Annotated in this window: 16 protein-coding genes and 1 pseudogene; 6 read left to right on the forward strand and 11 right to left on the reverse strand. The window is 70.5% G+C overall.

Features of this window, described 5'->3' with window-relative positions; genetic code table 11:
• The 4 genes from DLJ47_RS06750 to DLJ47_RS06765 form a co-directional block, all read left to right on the forward strand.
• The coding region (locus DLJ47_RS06750; protein ID WP_109899214.1) for a carbohydrate ABC transporter permease at positions 1-749 on the forward strand (749 nt) is incomplete at its 5' end.
• Positions 749-1,618, forward strand: a complete 870-nt coding sequence (locus DLJ47_RS06755; protein WP_109899201.1) for a Gfo/Idh/MocA family oxidoreductase — start codon at positions 749-751, stop codon at positions 1,616-1,618. The genes DLJ47_RS06750 and DLJ47_RS06755, both read left to right, overlap by 1 nt.
• Positions 1,615-2,796 (forward strand): enolase C-terminal domain-like protein, encoded by a 1,182-nt coding sequence (locus DLJ47_RS06760; protein WP_109899202.1) that lies wholly within the window; start codon positions 1,615-1,617, stop codon positions 2,794-2,796. Before DLJ47_RS06755 ends, DLJ47_RS06760 begins: the two co-directional genes overlap by 4 nt.
• Positions 2,793-4,559: a family 20 glycosylhydrolase gene (locus DLJ47_RS06765; protein ID WP_109899203.1), complete on the forward strand. Its 1,767-nt coding sequence runs from the start codon at positions 2,793-2,795 to the stop codon at positions 4,557-4,559. Before DLJ47_RS06760 ends, DLJ47_RS06765 begins: the two co-directional genes overlap by 4 nt.
• Here DLJ47_RS06765 and DLJ47_RS06770 read toward each other — a convergent pair.
• Both DLJ47_RS06770 and DLJ47_RS35640 read right to left on the reverse strand, forming a co-directional pair.
• Complete coding sequence (locus DLJ47_RS06770) at positions 4,481-6,292, reverse strand: hypothetical protein (RefSeq protein ID WP_146228038.1); 1,812 nt, start codon at positions 6,290-6,292, stop codon at positions 4,481-4,483. The genes DLJ47_RS06765 and DLJ47_RS06770 overlap by 79 nt on opposite strands.
• Positions 6,293-6,425: 133 nt before the next feature.
• Entirely contained in the window at positions 6,426-6,929 is a 504-nt protein-coding gene (locus DLJ47_RS35640; RefSeq protein ID WP_158289787.1) for a hypothetical protein, read from the reverse strand.
• Between the two features lie 91 nt (positions 6,930-7,020).
• Here DLJ47_RS35640 and DLJ47_RS06780 point away from each other — a divergent pair, with 91 nt between their 5' ends.
• A complete protein-coding gene (locus DLJ47_RS06780) occupies positions 7,021-7,791 on the forward strand; it encodes a hypothetical protein (RefSeq protein ID WP_109899206.1) in 771 nt (256 codons plus the stop codon).
• Between the two features lie 253 nt (positions 7,792-8,044).
• Here the strand turns inward: DLJ47_RS06780 and DLJ47_RS06785 are convergent, their stop codons facing one another.
• From DLJ47_RS06785 to DLJ47_RS06815, 9 genes and pseudogenes are all read right to left on the reverse strand, one after another.
• The gene (locus DLJ47_RS06785; protein ID WP_109899207.1) at positions 8,045-10,522 is read right to left on the reverse strand and encodes an ATP-dependent Clp protease ATP-binding subunit; all 2,478 of its coding nucleotides are present in this window, start codon (positions 10,520-10,522) and stop codon (positions 8,045-8,047) included.
• Between the two features lie 99 nt (positions 10,523-10,621).
• The gene (locus DLJ47_RS06790) at positions 10,622-11,632 is read right to left on the reverse strand and encodes a mechanosensitive ion channel family protein (protein ID WP_109899208.1); all 1,011 of its coding nucleotides are present in this window, start codon (positions 11,630-11,632) and stop codon (positions 10,622-10,624) included.
• A 941-nt stretch (positions 11,633-12,573) separates the two neighbouring features.
• Positions 12,574-12,744: a hypothetical protein gene (locus DLJ47_RS35645; RefSeq protein ID WP_158289788.1), complete on the reverse strand. Its 171-nt coding sequence runs from the start codon at positions 12,742-12,744 to the stop codon at positions 12,574-12,576.
• 544 nt (positions 12,745-13,288) lie between these two features.
• Positions 13,289-13,447 (reverse strand): hypothetical protein, encoded by a 159-nt coding sequence (locus tag DLJ47_RS35650; protein WP_158289789.1) that lies wholly within the window; start codon positions 13,445-13,447, stop codon positions 13,289-13,291.
• On the reverse strand, positions 13,444-15,051 hold the full coding sequence (locus DLJ47_RS06795; protein WP_109899209.1) for an alpha/beta hydrolase fold domain-containing protein: 1,608 nt from the start codon (positions 15,049-15,051) through the stop codon (positions 13,444-13,446). The genes DLJ47_RS35650 and DLJ47_RS06795 overlap by 4 nt, the downstream gene beginning before the upstream one ends.
• A gap of 284 nt (positions 15,052-15,335) precedes the next feature.
• Positions 15,336-15,563 (reverse strand): hypothetical protein, encoded by a 228-nt coding sequence (locus DLJ47_RS06800; RefSeq protein ID WP_146228039.1) that lies wholly within the window; start codon positions 15,561-15,563, stop codon positions 15,336-15,338.
• A gap of 198 nt (positions 15,564-15,761) precedes the next feature.
• Entirely contained in the window at positions 15,762-16,862 is a 1,101-nt protein-coding gene (locus tag DLJ47_RS06805; RefSeq protein ID WP_109899211.1) for an L-dopachrome tautomerase-related protein, read from the reverse strand.
• A 154-nt stretch (positions 16,863-17,016) separates the two neighbouring features.
• Positions 17,017-18,193, reverse strand: a pseudogene (locus tag DLJ47_RS06810) (zinc-dependent alcohol dehydrogenase).
• A complete protein-coding gene (locus DLJ47_RS06815) occupies positions 18,190-18,543 on the reverse strand; it encodes a hypothetical protein (protein ID WP_146228040.1) in 354 nt (117 codons plus the stop codon). Before DLJ47_RS06815 ends, DLJ47_RS06810 begins: the two are co-directional and overlap by 4 nt.
• A gap of 968 nt (positions 18,544-19,511) precedes the next feature.
• Here DLJ47_RS06815 and DLJ47_RS06825 point away from each other — a divergent pair.
• Positions 19,512-20,195: a TMEM175 family protein gene (locus DLJ47_RS06825; RefSeq protein WP_199235727.1), complete on the forward strand. Its 684-nt coding sequence runs from the start codon at positions 19,512-19,514 to the stop codon at positions 20,193-20,195.
• Positions 20,196-20,632 lie beyond the last annotated feature (437 nt).

The following is a 20,632-nucleotide window of genomic DNA, read 5'->3' on the forward strand; positions in this document are numbered from 1 at the left end:
CCCACCCCGCTGACCAGCCCAAACGCCACCGCCTAGAGAAACGCCCTCCAGGCGGTCCCACCCATCTCCGCCCAGGTCAGAACCAAAATTTCAGCTCTCCAGGTCCCCGAATTACGTCGAACCCGGGCCGCTATCTGGCCAACTCCCTGCTCTACGAACTGCTGACCGTCCCGGCCTACCTGGCCATCTCGGCGCTGGCCGCGTACCCGCTGGCCCGGATCGACTTTCGCGGGCGGGCACCGCTGTTCGCGCTGATCGTGTCGACGATGTTCCTGCCCGGCGAGGTGATGCTGGTGCCCCGCTTCCTCGTCGTGTCCGAACTCGGCATGGTGGACACCTTCGCCGGCCTGGTCCTGCCCGGACTGCTCTCCGCATTCGGCGTCTTCCTCCTGAAGCAGGCGTTCGAGCAGATCCCGCGGGAACTGTTCGACGCCGCCCGGGTGGACGGCTGCAACGAGTGGCAGATCTTCTGGCGCGTCGCGGTGCGGCAGGTCACCCCAACCCTCGCCACACTGGCCATCTTCGGGTTCATCGGCGTCTGGAACAACTTCATCTGGCCGTTGGTCGTGCTGAAGAGCGAGGACAAGTTTCCCATCGCCCTCGGCCTGGCCTACCTGCAGGGCATCTTCGGCACGGACGTGCGGTCGATGGCCGCCGGTACCGTGATCGCCGTGCTACCCATCATCATCTTCTTCCTCGCCCTGCAGAAGCACTTCGTCGACGGCATGCGTGGCGCGGTGAAGGGCTGATGGCGCGGATAGGCCTGGTCGACCTGGACACCTCCCACCCAGGCGCGTTCACCCCGCTGCTGCGGGCGATGGGACACGACGTGGTCGCGGTCTGGCACCACGCGCCGGCCGACGACTTCGCCCGTCGGCACGACATCCCGCACGTCTTCGACGACCTGCACAAGATGGCCGAGGCGGTGGACATCGCCGTCGTGTCCGGCGCCGACTGGTCGACCCACGTCGAGCGGGTCGCCCCGTTCGTGGCCGCCGACCGGGCGGTTCTGCTGGACAAGCCGTTCGCGGGCAACGCCGCCCACCTGGCCCGGCTCGTGGCGTGGACCGACCATGGTGCTCGACTCTCCGGGGGCTCCTCCCTGCGCTGGGCCGTGGAACAGGACCCGGACGCCGATTTCGCTTTCACCGGCTGCTCCGGCCACGAGTTCGACTACGGCATCCACGCGTACTCCCTGCTGCACGGCCTGCTCGGACCCGGCATGCGACAGGCCCGGTGGCTCGGCGGACGCGGCCAGCACCGGATCGAGATCCGCTGGGCCGATGGCCGGACCGGAATGGTCTCGCTGGGCGAAACCGAAGTCCGGCACCCGTTCCACGCCACCATCCTGTCCGGACGGTCGGTACGTCACCTCGAGATCAGCCCGTCGACGCTCTACCCCGCACTGCTGGAGGCCGTCGTCCCGTACCTGGCCGGGCAGGCCCCGAACCCGCTGCCGATGGCCGACCTGGTCGAACCGGAGCTCGCGGCGCTCGCCGCGCTGCACTCCCGGCACAAGGGGGGCCGCTGGGTCGACCTGCACGATCCGGAGCTGATCGGGGTGCAGTACGACGGACCGGCGTTCGCCGCTGCGTACCGCCGGGCTAAGCAGCGGTGAGGCCGACCGACGCCCGGGTGGTCGATGCCACCGTCGGGTTCCGACACGTGCCGTTCAGCACGCCGCTGGTGCTCAGCTCCGGCCCGATCGACGGCCTGACCGAGGCGACGGTCACCGTCACGGTGGAGACGGGCGAGCGGCAGGCGACCGGCTCCGGCAGCGTCCTGCTCTCCCACCCCTGGGCGTACGGGTCGGCCGCCGGGCGCACCGCGGAGGACCGGGACACCGCGATGCGGCAGGGCGTCGCCGCGCTCGCCCGGGACGCTGTCGGCGCCACCGGCGACCCACTGACCATCGGCGTCGGCCTGCTCGACGCGCTGCCCGGCCTCCCCGTACCCCGGCTCGCCGCCGAGGTCTGCCTCGGCCCAGTGGACGCCGCGGTGCACGACGCGTGGGCCCGTGCCGCCGGCCGCCCCGCTCACGCCCTCTACACCGATCCGTTCGTGCCCGACCTGGCCGCCTTCCTCGGGCCCGACTTCACCGGCCGGTACCCGGCCGACTTCCTGGCCACCGATGTCCCGGACCGGCTCCCGGTGCAGTGGATCGTCGGACCCGACGACCCACTCGACGGTCTGGCCGGTGCCCGGTGGCTCAAGGTGAAGCTTCGCGCCGTGGACCCGATCGCCGACGCCGCCCGGGTGGCCGCCGTCGCAGCCGCCGCCGGCCGGGGTCGCCGGCTCGCACTCGACCCGAACGAGGGGTACGGCACGGCCGAGGCGGTCGGCGAACTGCTGGCCGCGTTGCCCTCCGAGGTCGCCGTCGACTACGTGGAGCAGCCGCTGCCCCGGTCGCTGCCCTGGGATCCGCCCGGTGTGCGGATCCCCGTCCTGCTCGACGAAGGACTGCCCGACCCGCGCCGGCTCGACGAGGTGACCGGCTGGGACGGCGTGGTCGTGAAGACCTGCCGTGGCCAGACGGCGACGCTGCTCACCTACTGCTGGGCGCGCCGCCGTGGCCGGTACGTCGTACAGCAGGACCTCACCCACGTCGGTGCCTCACTGGAGCACGCGGCGGCGTTCGCCAGGCGGACCATCCGGGCCGTACCGGCCTTCGAGTGCAACAGTCTCCGGTTCGCCCCCGCGGGCAACGCCGAACTCACCCGCCGCCGGCCCGAACTGCTCACCGTGGTCGACGGTTGGATCGACGTGTCCAGCTGCGGAAAGGACGGCATCCGATGATCGAGGCGCGTGCCACCTTCCCCGAGCAGGGTACGTTCCGGCCACCGGCCAATGCCGCCGTACACCATCCGCCGGCCGCCGCCGCGGCGGCGGCCCGGGTGGCCGGGCTGCTCGGGCTGCCCGCCCGCGCCGTCGAACGCGCCCAGGGCTGGTGGCTGGTGGCCGGCACCACCTCCACACCGCTGCTGCGCGCGCCGGACCGGCCCGACGGGTTCGCGCTCGCCGTGACCGCCGACCGGATCGAACTGGCCGGGCGCGACCGGGCCCCGCTCGGTTATGCCGCGGCCTCGCTGGCCGACGGGGGCCTCGCCTGCCGCCGGCTGGTGGACTTCGCCGACCTCGCCATGCGCGGCGTGCACCTGGATTTGAAGGGGCCGACCCTCGCGCCGTCCTACCTGGACGCTCTGCTCGCCCGGCTCGGCGCGCTCCGGATCAACACGCTGCTGGTCGAGTACGAGGACAAGTTTCCCTATCCGGCGGAGCTTGAGCTGGCCGCACCGGAGACCGTCGACGTGTCAGCCCTGCTGGCTGCCGCGCAGCGGCACAACATGACCGTCGTGCCGCTGGTGCAGTGCCTCGGGCACCTGGAATACGCGCTACGCCACCGCCGCTGGCGGCACCTGGCCGAGGACGAGCGACACCAGCAGCTCTGCCCCATGCATCCCAGGGCGCTGGAATTCTTCGCCGCCACCCTGGACGCGGTCCTCGCCACCCACCCGCAGGCCCCGCTGGTGCACATCGGCGGCGACGAGCCGTGGTCGCTGGGACGCTGCGCCCGCTGCGCCGGGCAGCGGCGGCCAGACCTGTACGCCCGCCACGTCGCCGCCGCGGCCCGGATGGTGATCAACGCCGGGCGGCGCCCCATCGTCTGGGACGACGTGCTCTACGCCGAACGGGATCCCGCACTGGTCGACGCGCTGCCGTCGGAGACCGTGATCATGCCGTGGGAGTACGCGGCCCCGGGCCGCACCGGCTGGGCCCGCTGGGACACGCCGCAGACCCTGGTGGCCACCTCGGACCTGCTCCGGTCGGCGCCGCCCGGCGCGCCGCTGCTGCCCGTGGCGTCGCTACCGCCCGAGGAGCGCCGGCTCATCGAGGCGGTCAAGTCCGGCAACCACCCGCTGCCCTGGGCGCGGGCGCTCGTCGCCCGGGGGCGCACGGTGATCGGTGCCGCGGCCGCCCGCGGCGCCGACGGCCCGAACAGGGCCTACCCCCGCTGGATCCGTCGGCTGGCCAACGTGCGGATGTGGGCGCGCGAGGCGCGCACCCTGGGAATCGAGGGCGTGGTCAGCACTGCCTGGGCTGCCTACGACACGGTGAGCCCACCAACCGAACCGCTGCCCAGTGCGGAGGTGGCCCTGGCAGCGTCCGCAGCGCTGTACTGGAATGCCGACGCAGGCGTGACGCTGCCGTCCTGGTGCGCGGTGCTGGAGAGCGGCACCGTACACGACGTTCGGGCCCTGCACGCGGCCGCGGACGACCCGCTGGTGCGCGCCTGCGCCGGCCACCGCCTTCTGGTCGAGGCGACGGAGGAGGTCGCCGGAACCGCCGCCTGGCACCGGGACGTCGCGGCGGCCGATCCGGCGGCCTCGGCCGCCCGCGCGCTCGCCGCCACGTCCGTGGACAGGCTCGTGCGGCAGTGGCACGCCTGGCGGGAGGAGTACGCCGCGGCGATCGCCGACTGCTACAGCGGCTCCGGCGCCGCCGTCATTGCGGCGGCGAAGGCGGCCGAGCCGCTGCGCCGGCTGGCGGCCGCGGGCTGACCGGACAGTATCCGCCGGCGGCACGGCAGCGGCACGGGCCGCCAGCGGGTGTCTTCCCCCACCAGCGGCCCGTGCGCCGGAAACCCGCTCAGCGTGCTCGACTGGCCCAGTTGAGCCAGGCCGATCCGAAGATCGGTACCGCGCCGGGCGCGGGGTTGTTTTTCTGGTACATGGTCGCGATCGCGTCGACCATCAATCACCCCGTCCTCGTCGTACGGCGCGAGGCCGAGCCAACCGGCGGCGATCTGCTCGAACGCGCGGTTGCCGGTGACGCCGGACGGGCCGAGGTACGACCAGACGGTCGGCGATCCGTCGGTGCCGGTGGTGATGATGTCCCGGCTGAGGGTCGCCGCCAGCAGCCGCATGTCCGACCGCCGAGCCACGATGCCGGCCTGGTGCGCGGTGACCATCATCGCGATCTCGATGTGCCCGTGCGAGATGTCCTCGGCCCTTGTGCCGGCGCCGATCCTTTGGAAGTTGTTACTGACGTCGTCGGCCGCCGTCCAGCCGCGGTACGGCCAGCCCCGCGTCCAGTAGTACGTCCACGTGGCGGTGCCGCTGCTCGTGGACCGGAGGTCGTCGCGGAATGTGCGCACCAGCGCGGCAGCCCGCTCACCATGTGCCGGGTGGTGACTGGCCAGGTACAGCTCCAGGTAGACGCGGGCCATGCTAGTGGAGTAGTTGTGCGGCCAGTCGGCCCCGTCGAGGTTGACCGGGTCGTCCCGCAGGGCGCGGTAGTAGCCGTAAGCGCCGTCCTGGACGTACGCCTCGTCGTGGATGGCCACCGCGGCCTCGGCGGCGGCGCGGTACTCGCGCGCCTTGTCCCGGTAGCGGGACTCTGCCTTGAGGCGGGGCTCGGCCGCGACCAGCCGGGCGAACTTGGCGATCGGGTAGGCGATCTGCCCGGTGTGGACGGCGCTGTGATACTTCGGAGCGGTCATCAGCGTGCTGACCGGCGCCGGGTTGCCGGCGGATCCCGGATCGGTTCGCAGATCCTTGGCGGTGATTTGCGCGGTGTTGGGGTCGAACGCGGCGTTGATTCGGGTGACGGCGTAGTCCGAGCTGGCAGGGTCCATCGTCAGGTTGTCGTACGTGTCCCCGACCTTGTAGAACGTCGAGTAGACGGTCAGCTTGAACGTCCCGGGGTTGGTGCCCGCGGTGACGGTGAGCTGCGCGGAGGCGCTGAACGCCCTGGCCGAACGGATACGCAGGGTCGGCCGCCCTTCCGCGTCGACCAGGCGCACCTCACCGGCCGTGTACGGGTCACCGGTCCGCCAGGCCGGCAGGGACAGGCCCCGCCAGTCGGTGAACCCGCGCTCGCTGTCCCGGTTGGCCAGCACGTGGTCGATGTGGTCGATCGCCTTGTCCAGGTAGTACGGGTCCCGGTGGGCCTCGTACATCAGCAGGTACGCCTGCAGCACGTAGGACTCGCCCCAGCCCAGCGCGCCGCGGTTGTCGTTGAGATCGTCCTTCAGCCCGTTCCCACTGTTGAAACCGAGGTCGAGCGCGTCGAACGCGGCCCGGGTGGTGAAGTCGGGGGTTTCCGCGGCGCGCGCCGGCGTGGGCGGCGCCGCGCCGAGGCCGACCAGGGTCCCACTGGCGGCCGCGCCGATGAGCAGACAGCGCCGGCTGATACCGGAGGGTGGCATCTGTACCTCCATCGAGGGAGAGGGATTCCTAACCCGCAACCTATGAGCCACGATTGCACTGGTCAATATTTCCGGCGGTCCCATTTCCTTTATTCGAGTCGCCGCATCCATCGGGCGACGACCGTGTGCCTGCCGAGCACCCCCGCCGCCCCTGCGTGGATGTCTGTCCTGCGCCGCATCTCGCCAGCTGCGACTACCTACACCAGCCCCGCGAGGGTCACCTGACCGACCACGCCGCCGTCGCAGCCACCCTGCGCCTGACCGTCGACCACCGGACCGCAGTCAGCGCGCCGATCACCACGGTCGGCAGGGTGGTGAGCATGGCCGCCTCGGAGCTGCGGGTGATCGCGGAGAGTGCGGCCGAGAACGCCGCTATGATCGAGCAGCCGAACAGCAGCGCCACCACCATGACCAGGGGGTTCCTGGGCGTCGGCAGGTCGAGGGCCAGGACCGCGGAGACGGCCAGCGCGACGAACTGGGCGAGGAAGATCGCCACGGTGCTGCTGGCCGTGTCGAACAGGATCGTGCGGTCCGAGGCGAGCCCGGCGCGCAGCCGTTTGAGTACCAGTTCCCGGCGGCGTGCGGCGTACACGTGGCGCTGAATCGACAGCTCGCTCGCCGCGCTGAAGACCCCGTCGGTACAACGACTCGCCGACGCCGTGCTGTCCGGACAGCGGCTGGCCTGGCTCAACCCGCCCCAACCGGCGACGTAACTGCCCATTCCGGCCCGACAGCCCTGGTGCCGCTCGTAGGATCGCAACCATGCTCGGGCAGCGGCCGTACCAGGCAGACAATCAACCCCGTACGCTGCGGTGACGCTGAGCCGAGCGGGCAGTCTGTGGGCGACACTCGCGGTGACGCTGGTCCTGGGAGCCCTTCACCTGCTGGCGCCGTACATCCGGCGGACACTGCCGGTGTCCACCCAGGCGGCGACCTCGCTCGGCGGCGGCATCGCCGCAGCGTACGTCTTCCTCTACCTCCTGCCGCGCCTCGCCGAGGGCAACGAGGCGGTCGCCCACGTCCTGGAGGAAGAGGTCCGCGCCGGCCGGCTGCGCGGATTCAGCCTGTTCCTCGTCGCGCTGATCGGCTTTTTCACGTTCTACGCCCTGGAGCGCGCGACCCATCGGACGAACGGGCACGAGCAGGAGCCCACCCGGCTGGTCTTCGCGTGCCAACTCGGCTTCTTCGCGCTCTACAGTGGCCTGATCACGTACACCTTGGCGACGAAGCTGGACGCGGGCCTCGCGCCGGCGGCGCTGTTCGCCGTCGCCATGGGGCTGCACGTGCTGGCCACCGACGGCGTGCTGGCCGAGCACTTCCCGGTCAGCCTCACCACCCGATGGCGCCTCGTTCTCGTCGCCGGCGCCGGTGCCGGCTGGTTGACCGCGGTCGTCGCCCAGCCCACCAGCGTGGTGATGAATCTGCTGACGGCGTTTCTCGGTGGCGGGATCCTGCTCAACGTCTTCGTCGACGAACTGGCACCCGAGCGGCACTCCAGCTTCGCCTGGTTCACCGTCGGGCTGGCCAGCTATTCAGCGCTCCTCGCGATCGCGACCTTCACCACGGAGCGGGGGGCCGCATGACAGCGATCCGACCCGGGCGGCACAGAGGAGCCGCTGAAGGAGACCGCGGAGCTGCTGTACGGGATGGCCCTGCTCGCCGAGGGTAGGGAGCTGGCCTACCCGTGCCGGTTCACCCGCATCCTTGCCGACCGGCTGGCCCGCACGCTGTGAGGCCGGCACCGTGACGGTGATCGGTTAGGACGCACGAGAAGTGCGTCTTCTGGACGCCGCCCCGCAGATCTCCTGCGTGTCGTCAGCCCGGCCTGGGCGGGCGTCACGTGCCGGCCGGCACGGCGGCGGGCCGGACCGAGAGGTCGAGTTCGCCGCCGACGACGTTGACCTCGATGGTGTCGCCCGGATTCGCCCCGTCCTCCAGCAGCAGGGTCGACAGCCGGTCTTCCAACTCGCGCTGGATGCTGCGCCGCAGAGGCCGCGCCCCGTACTCGGGCTGGTAGCCCCGATTGGCCAGCCACTGCACGGCGTCCGGACTGACCTCAAGGTTGATGTCCTGTGCGTGCAACCGGCGGCGGGTACGGTCAAGCAGCAGGCCGGTGATCTCGCGGAGTTGCTCCCGGTCCAGGCCGGTGAAGATGATGATCTCATCGATCCGGTTGAGGAACTCCGGCCGGAACCGCTGCCCCAGCAGCCCCATCAGTTCCTCGCGCAGGTCGCTGACCGGACGCCCTGCCGTCTGGGCGGCCAGAATGCGGTCCGCGCCGATGTTGCTCGTCATGATCAGGATGGTGTTGCTGAAGTCGACCGTGCGACCCTGCGAGTCGGTGAGGCGACCGTCGTCGAGCACCTGCAGCAGCGTGTTAAACACATCCGCGTGCGCCTTCTCCACCTCGTCGAAGAGCAGCACCGAGTACGGCCGGCGCCGGACCGCCTCGGTGAGCTGGCCGGCCTCCTCGTACCCGACGTAGCCCGGGGGCGCCCCGACCAGCCGGCTGACCGTGTGCCGCTCCTGGAACTCGCTCATGTCGAAGCGGATCATGCTGGACTCGTCGCCGAAGAGCGCCGCGGCGAGGGCCCGAGCCAGTTCGGTCTTGCCGACGCCAGTGGGTCCGAGGAAGAGGAACGACCCGTCGGGTCGCTGAGGGTCACTCAGCCCGGAACGCGATCGGCGTACGGCGGCCGCCACGGCCCGTACGGCCTCGTGCTGGCCGACCACGCGCTCGTGCAGTTGCTCCTCGATGCGCCTAAGCCTCTGCTTCTCCACCTCCGTGAGCTGGGTGACGGGAACACCGGTACGGCGGCTGACCACCTCGGCGATGTCGCTCATGTGCACCTCGGGCACCGGAGGCGTGCCCTCCTGCGCCGCCGCCAGGTCCCGCTCGGCCGCACTGATCTCGGCTTTCAGCGCACCCGCGCGCTGGTAGTCCTCGTTCGCCACCGCGCTGTCCTTCTCCCGGCGCAACTGGGACAGCCGCTTCTCGATCTCCTTCTTGTCCGGAGCCGGGGTGCGGGAACGCAGCCGGACCCGCGCCCCCGCCTGGTCGAGCAGGTCGATCGCCTTGTCCGGCAGGAACCGGTCGGTGATGTAGCGGTGGGACAACTCGGCCGCGGCGTCCAGGGCTTCGTCCGTGTACCGCACCTGATGGTGCGCCTCGTACCGGTCGCGTACGCCCTTGAGGATCGCGACGGTGTCCTCCACGCTCGGCTCCGACACCAGGATCGGCTGGAACCGGCGCTCCAGCGCCGGGTCCTTCTCGATGTAGCGACGGTACTCGTTCAGCGTCGTCGCGCCGACCACGTGCAGTTCGCCGCGGGCCAGGGCGGGCTTGAGCATGTTGCTGGCATCCATCGCCCCCTCGCCGCCGCCGCCCGCGCCGACAACGGTGTGCAGTTCGTCGATGAAGAGGATCAACCCGTCCTCGGCGGACGTCACCTCCTGGATCACGTTCTTCAGTCGCTCTTCGAACTCACCGCGGTACTTGGCGCCCGCCACCATCCCGGACAGGTCGAGGGCAACCACCCGCCGGTTGGCCAGGGTTTCGGGCACGTCGTCGTTGACGATGCGCTGGGCGATGCCCTCGACGATCGCCGTCTTGCCGACGCCCGGCTCGCCGGTGAGCACCGGATTGTTCTTCGTACGCCGGGAGAGCACCTCGATCGTGTCGTCGATCTCGTCGTCACGCCCGACGACCGGATCGAGCCGCCCGGCCCGGGCGTCCTCGGTGAGGTCCCGCCCGTACTGGTCCAGGGTGGGGGTGGTGCTGGCGCCGCGCCCGTCGGCGCCGCCCGCCGGCCGCGCGGGGCCGGTGACGGCCCCGCCGAGCGCGCGCAACGCCTGGCCCGCGGTCGTCTCCGGGTTCGCGGCGATGCCGAGCAGGATGTGTTCGGGGCCGATGTACGTCGCGCCGGACCGTCGCGACTCGCGGTGCGCGTCGAGTAGGGCTCGCTTCGCCGCTGGCGCGAGCGGAGGCGTGTCCTCGCGTGGCCTGCCTTTGGGGACGGCCGCCTCTATCTGGCGGGCCAGGCCGTCGGGGTCGGCGCCGCTCGCGTCGAGGGTCCGGCGGGTGGGGTCGGACTGGGCGGCGGCCCACAGCAGGTGTTCGACGTTGAGGTACGGGCTGCCCCACGCCGCAGCCTGCTCGGCTGCCCGTTGCAGCAGTTGCCGCGATTCGGTGGAGAGCAGGCGGGACAGGTCCACGCGCTCCACCGGACGTCCCGCGAACGGGTCTCCGCCGAAGAACCGACTGATTAGGTCGTCCAAGGAGCCGCCGGGGATGCGGAACGCGTCGAGCGACATCTCATACCTTCCTGTCGGTGGGTGGGTCCTCGGCACAGGCCCACCTGAACGCTACGCACCTTTCGCCCGTCAAGGCGGCTTTTGCGGGTTGCGGGGAGGTCAGGGTTTGTACTCGCTGCGGGTGCGGGGGAGCCACTGCGGGTGGTTGTCGCGGATGTAGCCGATCAGGCCCTCGCGGAGGTCACAGCGGAGGTCCCAGGCGCTGGCCCCGTCGGCGGCTGTGGCCTGCACCTCGATCACGACGCTCGATGCGGTGGCGTCGACCATCTGCAGTACCCACCGGCTCCGGTCCCACAGCGGTGAGGACTCGACGAGCCGTTGCGTCTCCGTGCGCAGGTCCTCGAGGTCGGCGGTGTGGTCCACATGGATCTGGACCTTGCCGACCACCCGCGCCTCGTGCCGGGACCAGTTCTGGAACGGGCGCTCGGTGAAGTACATCGTCGGCAGGATGAGCATCCGGTCGTCCCACAGCCGGACGACCACGTTGGTCAGCTTGACCTCTTCGACCCGGCCCCACTCGCCCTCGATGACCACCACGTCACCGACGTGCAGACCGTCCGAGAAGGCGACCTGAATACCAGCGAACGCGTTGCCCAGCGCGGTCCGGGCGGACAGGCCGATGACGGCGCCGATGACGCCGGCCGAGCCCAGGACGGAGATCCCGAACGCGCGGATGGGCGGGAAGGTGGTCATGATCAGGCCGATGGCCACGATTGTGACCACCACCGCGGTGAAGCGCCGGACGGGGCGGATCTGGGTTCGGGCCCGCCGGATCCGGCGGTCCGCGACCACCTCCGGCGGCAGCCGGCTGAAGGTGACGCCCTCGGCGACGTGCAACGCCTTGATCACCAGCCAGGCGACGCCGCCGATGAGCAACAGCCCGACGACGTGTCGGACGTCGCCGAGCCATCCCGTCGACCGCGGCGGCAGGGCGAGGTACAGCCCGGTGAGGAGCAGCACGACGGCCGTCGGACGGCGGCAGGCCTTCCGCAGTGGTCCCAGGACCCACCGGTAGCGGCCGTGGTCGGCGCGACGGACGAGCCTGCGCGTGCCGATGTCCAGCAGCACGGCCACCACCAGCGTGGCCAGCGTGATCAACGCCGCGCGCATCAGGCGGGGACCGCCGTGGTCTCGACCGTCATCCCGCTGCGCTCCTCGCCCACGTCATGACGTACAGAGGACGGGTTACCGCCTGACCCTATGCACACCGGGAGGACACGGAGCATTTCGTGGCAAGAACACCCCTTCCGGGTGGCATTTCAGAGCCGCCGACACCGCGGTGAGAGCCGACGCGTACGGATCTGATCGGCTGGGTGACACCGGCGGCCATGAGCACGAGCACTGCGGTGGGCGCCGAGCGGGTGGCCGCCGCCCGGGTGGGCACCGTCGTCGTCGACGCCCACCGCCGGAAGACCCTCGGCGGCCGCCCTCGACGAGCTGCGCGCGGAGCCGGCCGGCGCGGGCGTCGAGGACCCCACCTGGTACGGGGTGCCGAAAGCCGCAAGGCCCGAAGAAGGTCCGCAAGGCGCTGAAGAATCGTCTGGGGCGACGACGGCATCGTGCAACGCTGCGCGGACGCCCTCGCCAGCACGGGCACCCCCATGGAGATCCTGCCGGCCGGCGCCGCCAACCTCTTCGGCCAACCTCGGCATCCCCCGAGGACCTGCCCGAGGCGGTCCGGATCGGCCTGCACGGGTCGCACCGCACCCTCGACCTCGGCAAGCTCAACGGTGAACACTTCGCCGTGATGACCGGCGCCGGCTTCGACGGCGACCTGATCCGGGAGGCCGACCGGAAGCTCGTCGACCGGCCGGCCGGTGGTCGGGCCGGCGAAGCGGAAGGTGAACGGCTGCCGGTGTCGACCTTCGCGTCACCGGTCAGCGTCACCCGTACGCCGTCGACCACCTGCTCGCGGGGCGAGAGCGCCGGCGGCTCGTGGAGCACCTGCGCCGGGTCGCCGACGACGACCCCGTGCCGCTCCACCAGGTCGGTCATCTCGCCGCGTCGGCGGAACTCGCTGTGGATGGTGTACCGCCCGGAGGTGGGAAAGGTCAGGTCGACGGTGAACTGGCCCCGGCCGTCCAGCCGGCCGGCTGCGGGTGCACGTGGGCGAAGGTGACCAGGTCGTCGCGGGTGGCGATCAGGTGCATCCACGCCTCGTGACTGCGGACGACGTCGCGGATCGGGCGGTCGCTCGCAGCGTCCCGGACCCGGATCCGCACCGGGGTAGCCTGTCCACCAGCAACCGGCTGATGCGGTTACCTGGGCGTGAGTCGTAGTTCGCCGCGAACGGCAATCATGAATTCGTGGTCGACGTCGGCCCCTCCGACATGGACACCCACGATGCCAGCCGGCGGGAGGTCACGCCCTGCTCGGCTGGGCAGGGAAGTCGATGGTGGCAGGGGAGTGGTGCGAAGACTCCTTTATCGGCCGGTTTATGCTTCAGTCGATCTGGGTGAACGTGCGCGAGCATGCCGCTGAGGCCTTCAACTACTGGGGGTCATCCCTGAAGGAGCGGGGCCGTTCAGGTATCGGACGTCGAGTGCTTGTACCCGTTTTCTGCTAATTTCCTGGGCGGTGTAGGCATGCGCCGTCGAGGGGTCGGCGTCAAGGTTCGACCGGAGGTCGACCGGTAGGGCTTGGCCTTGACGCCGACCCCGGGCGGCGCATTATCGTCGCGCCGGGAACGGCGGCTGTTCGGTTGTGGGCCCTCTTCCCCGATGTCCGGACTGGACGGTGTGGCGGAACCGGTGGTCTGGTTGCCGGTCATCCCTTCGCCGCGCACGTCATCCGCACGATCACACTGCGCCGTCGGTGCAGGTCTATCCCCACATGCTGCACGGCCGCCATTCTCATCCACAACACATACCGATGTACGGGCGAGGCCAGCAGCTGGACGATCCGCGACAGGCCAGCCAGCGTCACCCGATGACCTTGGGCTTTCGCATTGGCCCACCATCCACCGCATGTGCGGCTGGGGCCTCCCCGAACGCCTGGCGCAGGTGCAGAGCGACCTCCTCTTGGGCTTGCGCGGCCTTGTCCAGCACCGCGGCAAGGCCGAAGAAGTCGTGCATCACTGCCCCGTAACGGACCGACGTGGCCCGCACGCCGGCGGCCTCCAAGCGGGCGCACCACTCGTCGCCCTGGCTCTGCAGCACGTCGCGGTCGGTGGTGACGATCAGTGTCGGCGGCAGACCGGCGAGGCCCTGCGCGGAGAGCGGGAGCAGATCGACCCTGGGGTCTTTCAGGCTGTCGGTCACGCCACGGAAGGCGTGCATCATCATCCAGGACAGCAGTGGACGATTCAGCGGCCGGGCGTCTGCGGCGTCCCGCATGGACGCACCGTACTGGGCGGTGGTGGTCAGCGGGCAGACGAGCACCTGCGCCACGGGTAGTGGCTCACCTGCCTGCTTGAGCTGACCGCAGGTCGCGGCCGCCATGTTCGCCCCGACGCCCTCGCCGCCGATGGCGATGCGTGACGGGTCGCCGCCGAGCCCGGTGGCGTTGGTCCGGAGCCACCGGTAGGTGGCCAGCACGTCCTCGTGGGCGGCCGGGAACACGTGCTCGGGAGCCTTGCGGTACTCCGGCGACACCACGATCGCGCCCGTCCGGGTGACCAGGGCGCGGCAGGACGCGTCATAGTCGTCGTTCGTGAACAGGATCCAACCGCCACCGTGCACCCACATCACGACGGGCACCGGATCGCCGGCCTGGCCGAGCGGCTTGTAGACGCGTACGACCAGATCACCACCCGGGCCGGGCAGGGTGATGTCCGCCGCCGATCCGACCTCCTCGGGGTCCGTCGGCCGCCCGTCCTGCTGCAGGATCTCCATCGCCGCGTCGGCGAGGCTCGGCTGCTGGCGGGCCTGCTCGAGGGTGAGGAGCTCGTACGGGGCCAGTACCAGTCGGGACCAGGTGTCGAGGATCCGCTGTGCCTGGGTGTCGAGCAGCCAGGAGGCGTCGGTCGACAGGACGTTGCTGCGGCCGGATACCCGGTCGCGTACCTTGTCCATGAACCCGGCGGCCGCGTGCATGAGCCTGCGACGGCGTCCGGTGGGCGGGACGGTGGGATGCGAGCGGGCCGGACCCGACTGCTTGGCGGCGAGGTACCGCTCGCCGAGCCGACCCATCTCCTCCGCGCCCACGGCCCGACGCAGCGCCGGCAGGAACTCCCGTTCCTCCTTCTCGATGTGGTGCCGGACACCGCCGATCAGCTTGTTCAGCGCCCGCTCGAATTCGCGGCTGCCGGGATCCGCATGGTCAAGCAGGACCAGCAGCCTCTTGAGGGCCTGGTGCTCGGCCCGCCCCTCCTCGGCGTCCGCGGCGGCGCCGATCTCGGCCAGCGCCGGATACAACACCTCCTCCTCGGCGTGGGCGTGCAGGGCGCGGCCGTAACTCACCTGGTCGACCAGCATGCGCCGGTCACCGCGTCCGGCCTCGAGGTGCTCGAAGAGGCGGTCCACCACCACGTGGTCGTCGGCGATCAGGTGGTCGAGGTCGCCCGGCATGGTCGCGTACGGCAGCGTCATCGGACACCTCCTCCTCCACACTTACCGCAACCGGCGCCGCCTTCGCGGCATAACCTGGCATGTCGCCAAGAACCCGAACGGGCGGGTCGACGCTGGTCAGCGCACGTCCCAGCCAGGCGTTGGCGCCCGGCTACACCCGCACTGAACATGGGTCGGCCGCGTACACTCACGCCTGTCTTCCCGTCAGCAGAGCCCGCATGATCATCCGGCGCATGCGCCCTCCGAGGGGGGTACGGACGGCCCGCGGGGGCGAGCGCGGCCCACCCGGCTGAGACCGGGGACACCTACCTGGTCGTCGCCACCTGGAACGCTTGGCCGTACCACCGCCGCAGATCCCGCGACGCCTCGATCAGCCCCACCACGACCCACGCTCGCTCGCTGTCGGACCTCTCGCGGAGTGCGCGGAGATCGGCCCGCTGCCAGTCGAGTTCCCGATCCCAGAGCGAACGTTCCGCCCACCAGCTCAGAACTTCTGCTCGGTTGTCGGCCAGCTCACGGTCGAGGAATTCCACCGAGCTCCCCATCCGGCTCAGGGCCTCCCGGCACAGCTCAGCACTCTCCTCGGGGGTCAGCCAAGTCATCGTGGTACACCAGGCGACAGAGCGCGCATCGCACATTTCCATCATCCGCGCGATAGGTAACTCGGCGTCCGTCGGCGCCCCCCGTTGAAGGACACCGTCGCCGTCTCGATCCCGGTCACTCCCGGCGGTTCAGCGCAGCAGGACCGGTCCGGCGTCGATGCGGGTGCGGAACAGGGCGTACGGCTTGCGCCGCAGGTCCTGTCCCCGCTGGTACTTCGGCTGCCGGTGCAGCTGGTTGGCGGTGACGTAGAGGTGCCCGTCCGTGGCGACGGACATGGTGTCCGGCCAGAGCAGACGGGGATCGTGCACGACGGTCTCGTACTCGCCGTCCGGCCGGCGGCGCAGCACGGCGTTGTGCTCGTATGAGGTGAGGTAGAACCGGCCGGCGTCGTCTGTTTCCAAGCCGTCGGAGCCGCCGCCCTTGTCACCCTCGTCCGCCACCGTGGCGGCGACCAGGTCCTCGGTGAGGGCGCGGTCGGCGAGCGCGTCGGTGGCGACGCTGTACCAGCGGCGGGAGGCGAGGGGACAGTAGTGCAGCCGGGAGCCGTCGACCGAGATGGCGATCCCGTCCGACCCCATCGACAGCGGCTTCGGCGGTCCGTCGGCCGGGCGTTCCAGGAACGGCCGGCCCTCGACGATCGGCCGGTAGGTGGACACCGGCTCGGCCTTGGTGGACGGGTGGTCGTGCAGCCGCCGCCAGGACGCGCCGCTGGCCAGGTCGACCACGACGATCCCGTTCGGCCCGGAGTCCGAGGAGTCGGTGATGTAGGCGATTCCGGCGTCACCCCTGCGCAGGTCGAACCGCACGTCGTTGAGGTACGTCGAGGGCAGCGCGACGTCGGCAGGGAAGGTGATGACCTGGGCGACGGAGTTGCTGTCCAGGTCGACGCGGACCAGTTTGGGCCCGCCCGGCTTCGTGGGCCGGAACATCGGGCTGCCGGTGTCGAGCACCCAGAGCCGGTCGGCGGGGTCCACCACGATGCTCTGCACCGAGACGAATGCGCCGGTGTCGTCGTCCCGGGCGGGCTGGTTCCAGGCCTGGTCCGGGAAGGGCACCTCGCGGCCGTCGCGCAGCTCGACCACCGTGGCGGGCACCTCGTCGCCCCACTTGGGGAAGTTCACGAAGACCCGGCCGGTGTGCGAGACGCTCACCCCGGTGGGCATGGGCCCGGTGAAGGTGTGCACGAGTTCGAGGTCGCCGACGGGTTCGTCGGCTAGGGGTCCGTTCATCGGCTGCTCCTGACTGTCGGCGCGACGCCTCTTCCCGAAGCCCTGAGCGGCAAATGCCCTGGGTAAGCGTCGCCGGCCCGGCGTGTGCCGCACGAAGTCACCGTGATCGGGTCACCCGACCGTGGCAACGCCAGCGGATGCCCGCCGCTGCCGATCATCGGGCGGGCTCGAAGACGGCGCGTACGCAGCCGTCGAGCTTGTTCTTGAACATGTTGTATCCGTGCGGTGCCTCATCGAGTGGCATGGTGTGTGTCGCGAGGTGTTCGGTGACCAGTTCGCCGCGTGCCATCCGTTCGAGCAACATCGGGATGTAGCGGTGTCCGTGCTGCTGGGCGCCGCGCAGGGTGAGGCCCTTGTTCATCAGCGCCCCGAGCGGGAACTTGTCGACGAGGTTGGCGTAGACGCCGAGCAGGAACACGCTTCCGCCCTTGCGGCAGTGGTAGATGGCCTCCCGGGCGGCGATCGGACGATCCGATTCCAGGCGCAGCTGCTGTTTGATCTGGTCGTACAGGTATTGCGGTCCGGTGCTGTGGGATTCCATCCCCACCGCTTCGATGCACACGTCAGGCCCGCGCCCGCCGCTGCGTTCCAGTAGTTCACCGCCGACGTCCTGGGTCTGGTAGTTGAGCGTCTCCACGCCCAGGTACTTCTCCGCCATCTGCAGCCGATTGGCGAAACGGTCGATGATGATCACCCGCTCCGCGCCGAGCAGGACGGCCGCGTGTGCGGCCATCTGGCCCACCCCGCCCGCGCCCCACACCGCGACCACGTCACCGGCCTTGGACCCCACCGAGGTCCGCGCCCATCCAGCCGGTCGGGGCGGCATCGGAGGCGAAGAGAGCACGCTCGTCGCTCACCCCGTCCGGGACGGTGAAGGCCCCCTGGTCGGCGTAGGGAACGCGGATGTACTCGGCGTGGCTGCCCGCGAAGCCGCCGAGCGCGTGGGAGTAGCCGTAGCAGCCGCCGGGTGCGAATCCCCAGACGTTCTCGGTGATCGCGGGGTTGGTGTTGCCGTTGTCGCACAGGGAGTACTGCTGCTGCTGGCAGTACCAGCAGCGGCCGCAGGAGACGAACGAGCAGACCACCACCCGGTCGCCCACCTTGTGCTTACGCACCTGCGAGCCGACCTCGACCACCTCGCCCAGGAACTCGTGCCCGAGGACGTCGCCCCGCTCCATGAACGGGATGTACCCACCCAGCAGGTGCAGGTCGGAGCCGCACGTCGCCGTCTTGCGCACCCGGATGATGACGTCCTGCTCGTTGCGCATGGTCGGGTCCGGAACCTCGTCCACCGACAGTTCGTTGACGCCTTGCCACAACAGTGCCTTCACAGTCGCCCCTCCCGGCGCCCCTGCCGCGTCGCCATCTGCAGCGGTTTGTTGACCACCGTGGTCTGGGTGGTGGGTGGAGAGTCGGGGTGCAGCACCTCGCCGGTCTCCAGCAACTGCTTCACCTCCCGTAGTGCGGCGCGGATCGCCTGGTTGGGGTCGCGACCCGCGAGTCGCCTGGCTCCCGCGGTCGCCGGCGACTGGGCGCCGTCACGCAGCCGCACCGCCAGCTCGATGCCGCGGTCACCCGCGGCGCGGCGGATCTGCACGTCCACGGCGTCACCGAGACCGGCCAGTGGCTCCGGAAGCGGCGAGTCCGGGGTCAGCTCGTCGCGGGCCGGGTTCACGGTCACCACGTGCCACCGCGGCTCGCGCCGCATCAACGGGGCCCGCTGCCAGGGCCCTTGCCGGCCCGACGGAAGCAGGAACCTGCGGAGGGCCAACCCTCCGACAACGACGACCCCTGCCTTGACCAATGCCCTCATGTACGCCCCAGAGTCGACCCCACCCGTCGCCGCATCTGCCCGACCGACGGCTCCGTCACGGATAAACCCTGTCATATCGGTGCACTGTCACGCTGGTGATTCCCGCGCCCGGCAAGGGGCAGTGGTACGGGCGCGACACCGCGCGGGCAAAGGACGTCACCGCTCGACGAGCAGCCGAGCCACGAACAACGGGATCCACCGACCGCGGGGCTCCTCGTAGCCGCCCGTCGTGAATGCCCTTGGGCGACCCTCGGCGCGGGCACCGTCGGCAGGGCGCCCGGCGGGCCGTACCCGAGATGTCGCCAGTCTGGACGACCTCCATGGCCTCCGCGGCCACCTCGCCCGCGACGGCGGCCGGCGCCCCCGGCCAGAGGACCGGCGGGGTGGCGGCGGCCTCGAACGCGGTGAGCAGGATCCGCAGCCGGCCCACATCCGCGGCGGCCATCCGGAAGCATGAGGACGGCCACCGCGTTGATCATCGATAGTTGGTGAGGACAACCGAAGATCGTGCGGTGGCCGTGGGCCACAGGGTGGACCCCACCCGGTGGCGGTCCCTGGGGGAACGGGCGGGTCACGACGATCCGCAGGCGATGCAGCGGCTGCTGCGTGCGGTGGTGTGGGAGACCGGGACGGCCATGGCCGGTGCTGGACCCGCCTGCGGCTCGTGCAGCGGCTTCATCACTACCCCCGCGTGAAGATTCCGCCCCTACCGCAATCCAAGACCGCCTGGCAGTCAAATTCTTGCAATCCGCTTCGCCCTTCACTTCATGATTCGCACTATTGGTTCGGTTCCGCGAGGGCCGGTTATCGCAGGTGCCGGTGGGTAGCCACCGGTCGTGAGCACGCCTACCGACGACCTCGGCGCCCGGTCGGACACCAGCCGTGCCATCGCGTTCAGCGACGCAGTCTTCGCCATCATCATCACGCTGCTCGTGCTGGATCTCCGGGTGCCGGACGTACCGCCCGGTCGCCTGCTGTCCGGACTGCTGGAGCAGTGGCCGGGTTACGTCGCCTATCTCGCCTCGTACAGCTACGTGGCCGTCGTCTGGCTCAACCACAAGGGCGCGTTCAACCGCGTCAAGGAGAGTGATCGGGGCCTGCACTGGGTGAATCTCTTCGTCCTCTTCACCACCGCGCTGCTGCCGTTCCCGACCGCCGTCGTCTCGCACGCCCTTCAGGAGCACGACCAGCAGGACCAACGTGTGGCCGTCGCCCTCTACGCGCTGATCGGCGCGCTGCTCTGCGCGAGCTGGCTGGCATTCTTCCACTACCTGGCCCGGCGCAAAGACCTGCTCAAGAAGGAGGTGAGTGAACGGCACTTCCCCACCGAGCGGGTGCGGGCACTCGTCGGGGTCATCCTCTATGCCGCCGCAGGGCTCATCGGTTACCTGGTCGCACCACTCGCCGGCCTGGTGATCTTCGTCGTGCTGCCGGTGTTCTACGCCGTCACCAGCGCCGGTCTGTACCAGGTGCCTCTCACCCGCCGGATCGGGCATCGCCCCCCGGCATCCGGGCGCTGACGGTCAGGCGACCGGCTACGCCGCTGCATGGCCTGCCGATCGTCGTGACCCGCCCGTTCCGCCAAGGACCAGCAGATCTTGCGATCCACGCCCGACAGCAGCCCTTCCACGAACACCGCGGCGGTCCGGCGCCGCTCCGCCGGCACGCACCGGCATGCGACCCGCGTCACCGCCTCGTCCAGAATGACCCGCCATCCGGTGGGCCGCTATCGCCGGCATGGCGCGCCGCATCACCTACGGCGAACCCGCTCGCCGACAAAACCGCCTCACCTTCAGCCGGACCTGATCACGCCATCTCAAACACGCTCTAAGCTTGTCGTTTAACCCGTGCGCCGTTTACGTGCGGTGATGCTCCGGTCACGTTTGATCGTTTTGCCGACGTCGTGGCGGGGCGCCGGCCTGCGGTTGGTGGAGCCGGGTGGGCGTCCGGGGCCTGG

Origin of the sequence: Micromonospora sp. S4605 (assembly GCF_003176715.1) — a bacterium.
Taxonomy (GTDB): domain Bacteria; phylum Actinomycetota; class Actinomycetes; order Mycobacteriales; family Micromonosporaceae; genus Micromonospora; species Micromonospora echinaurantiaca.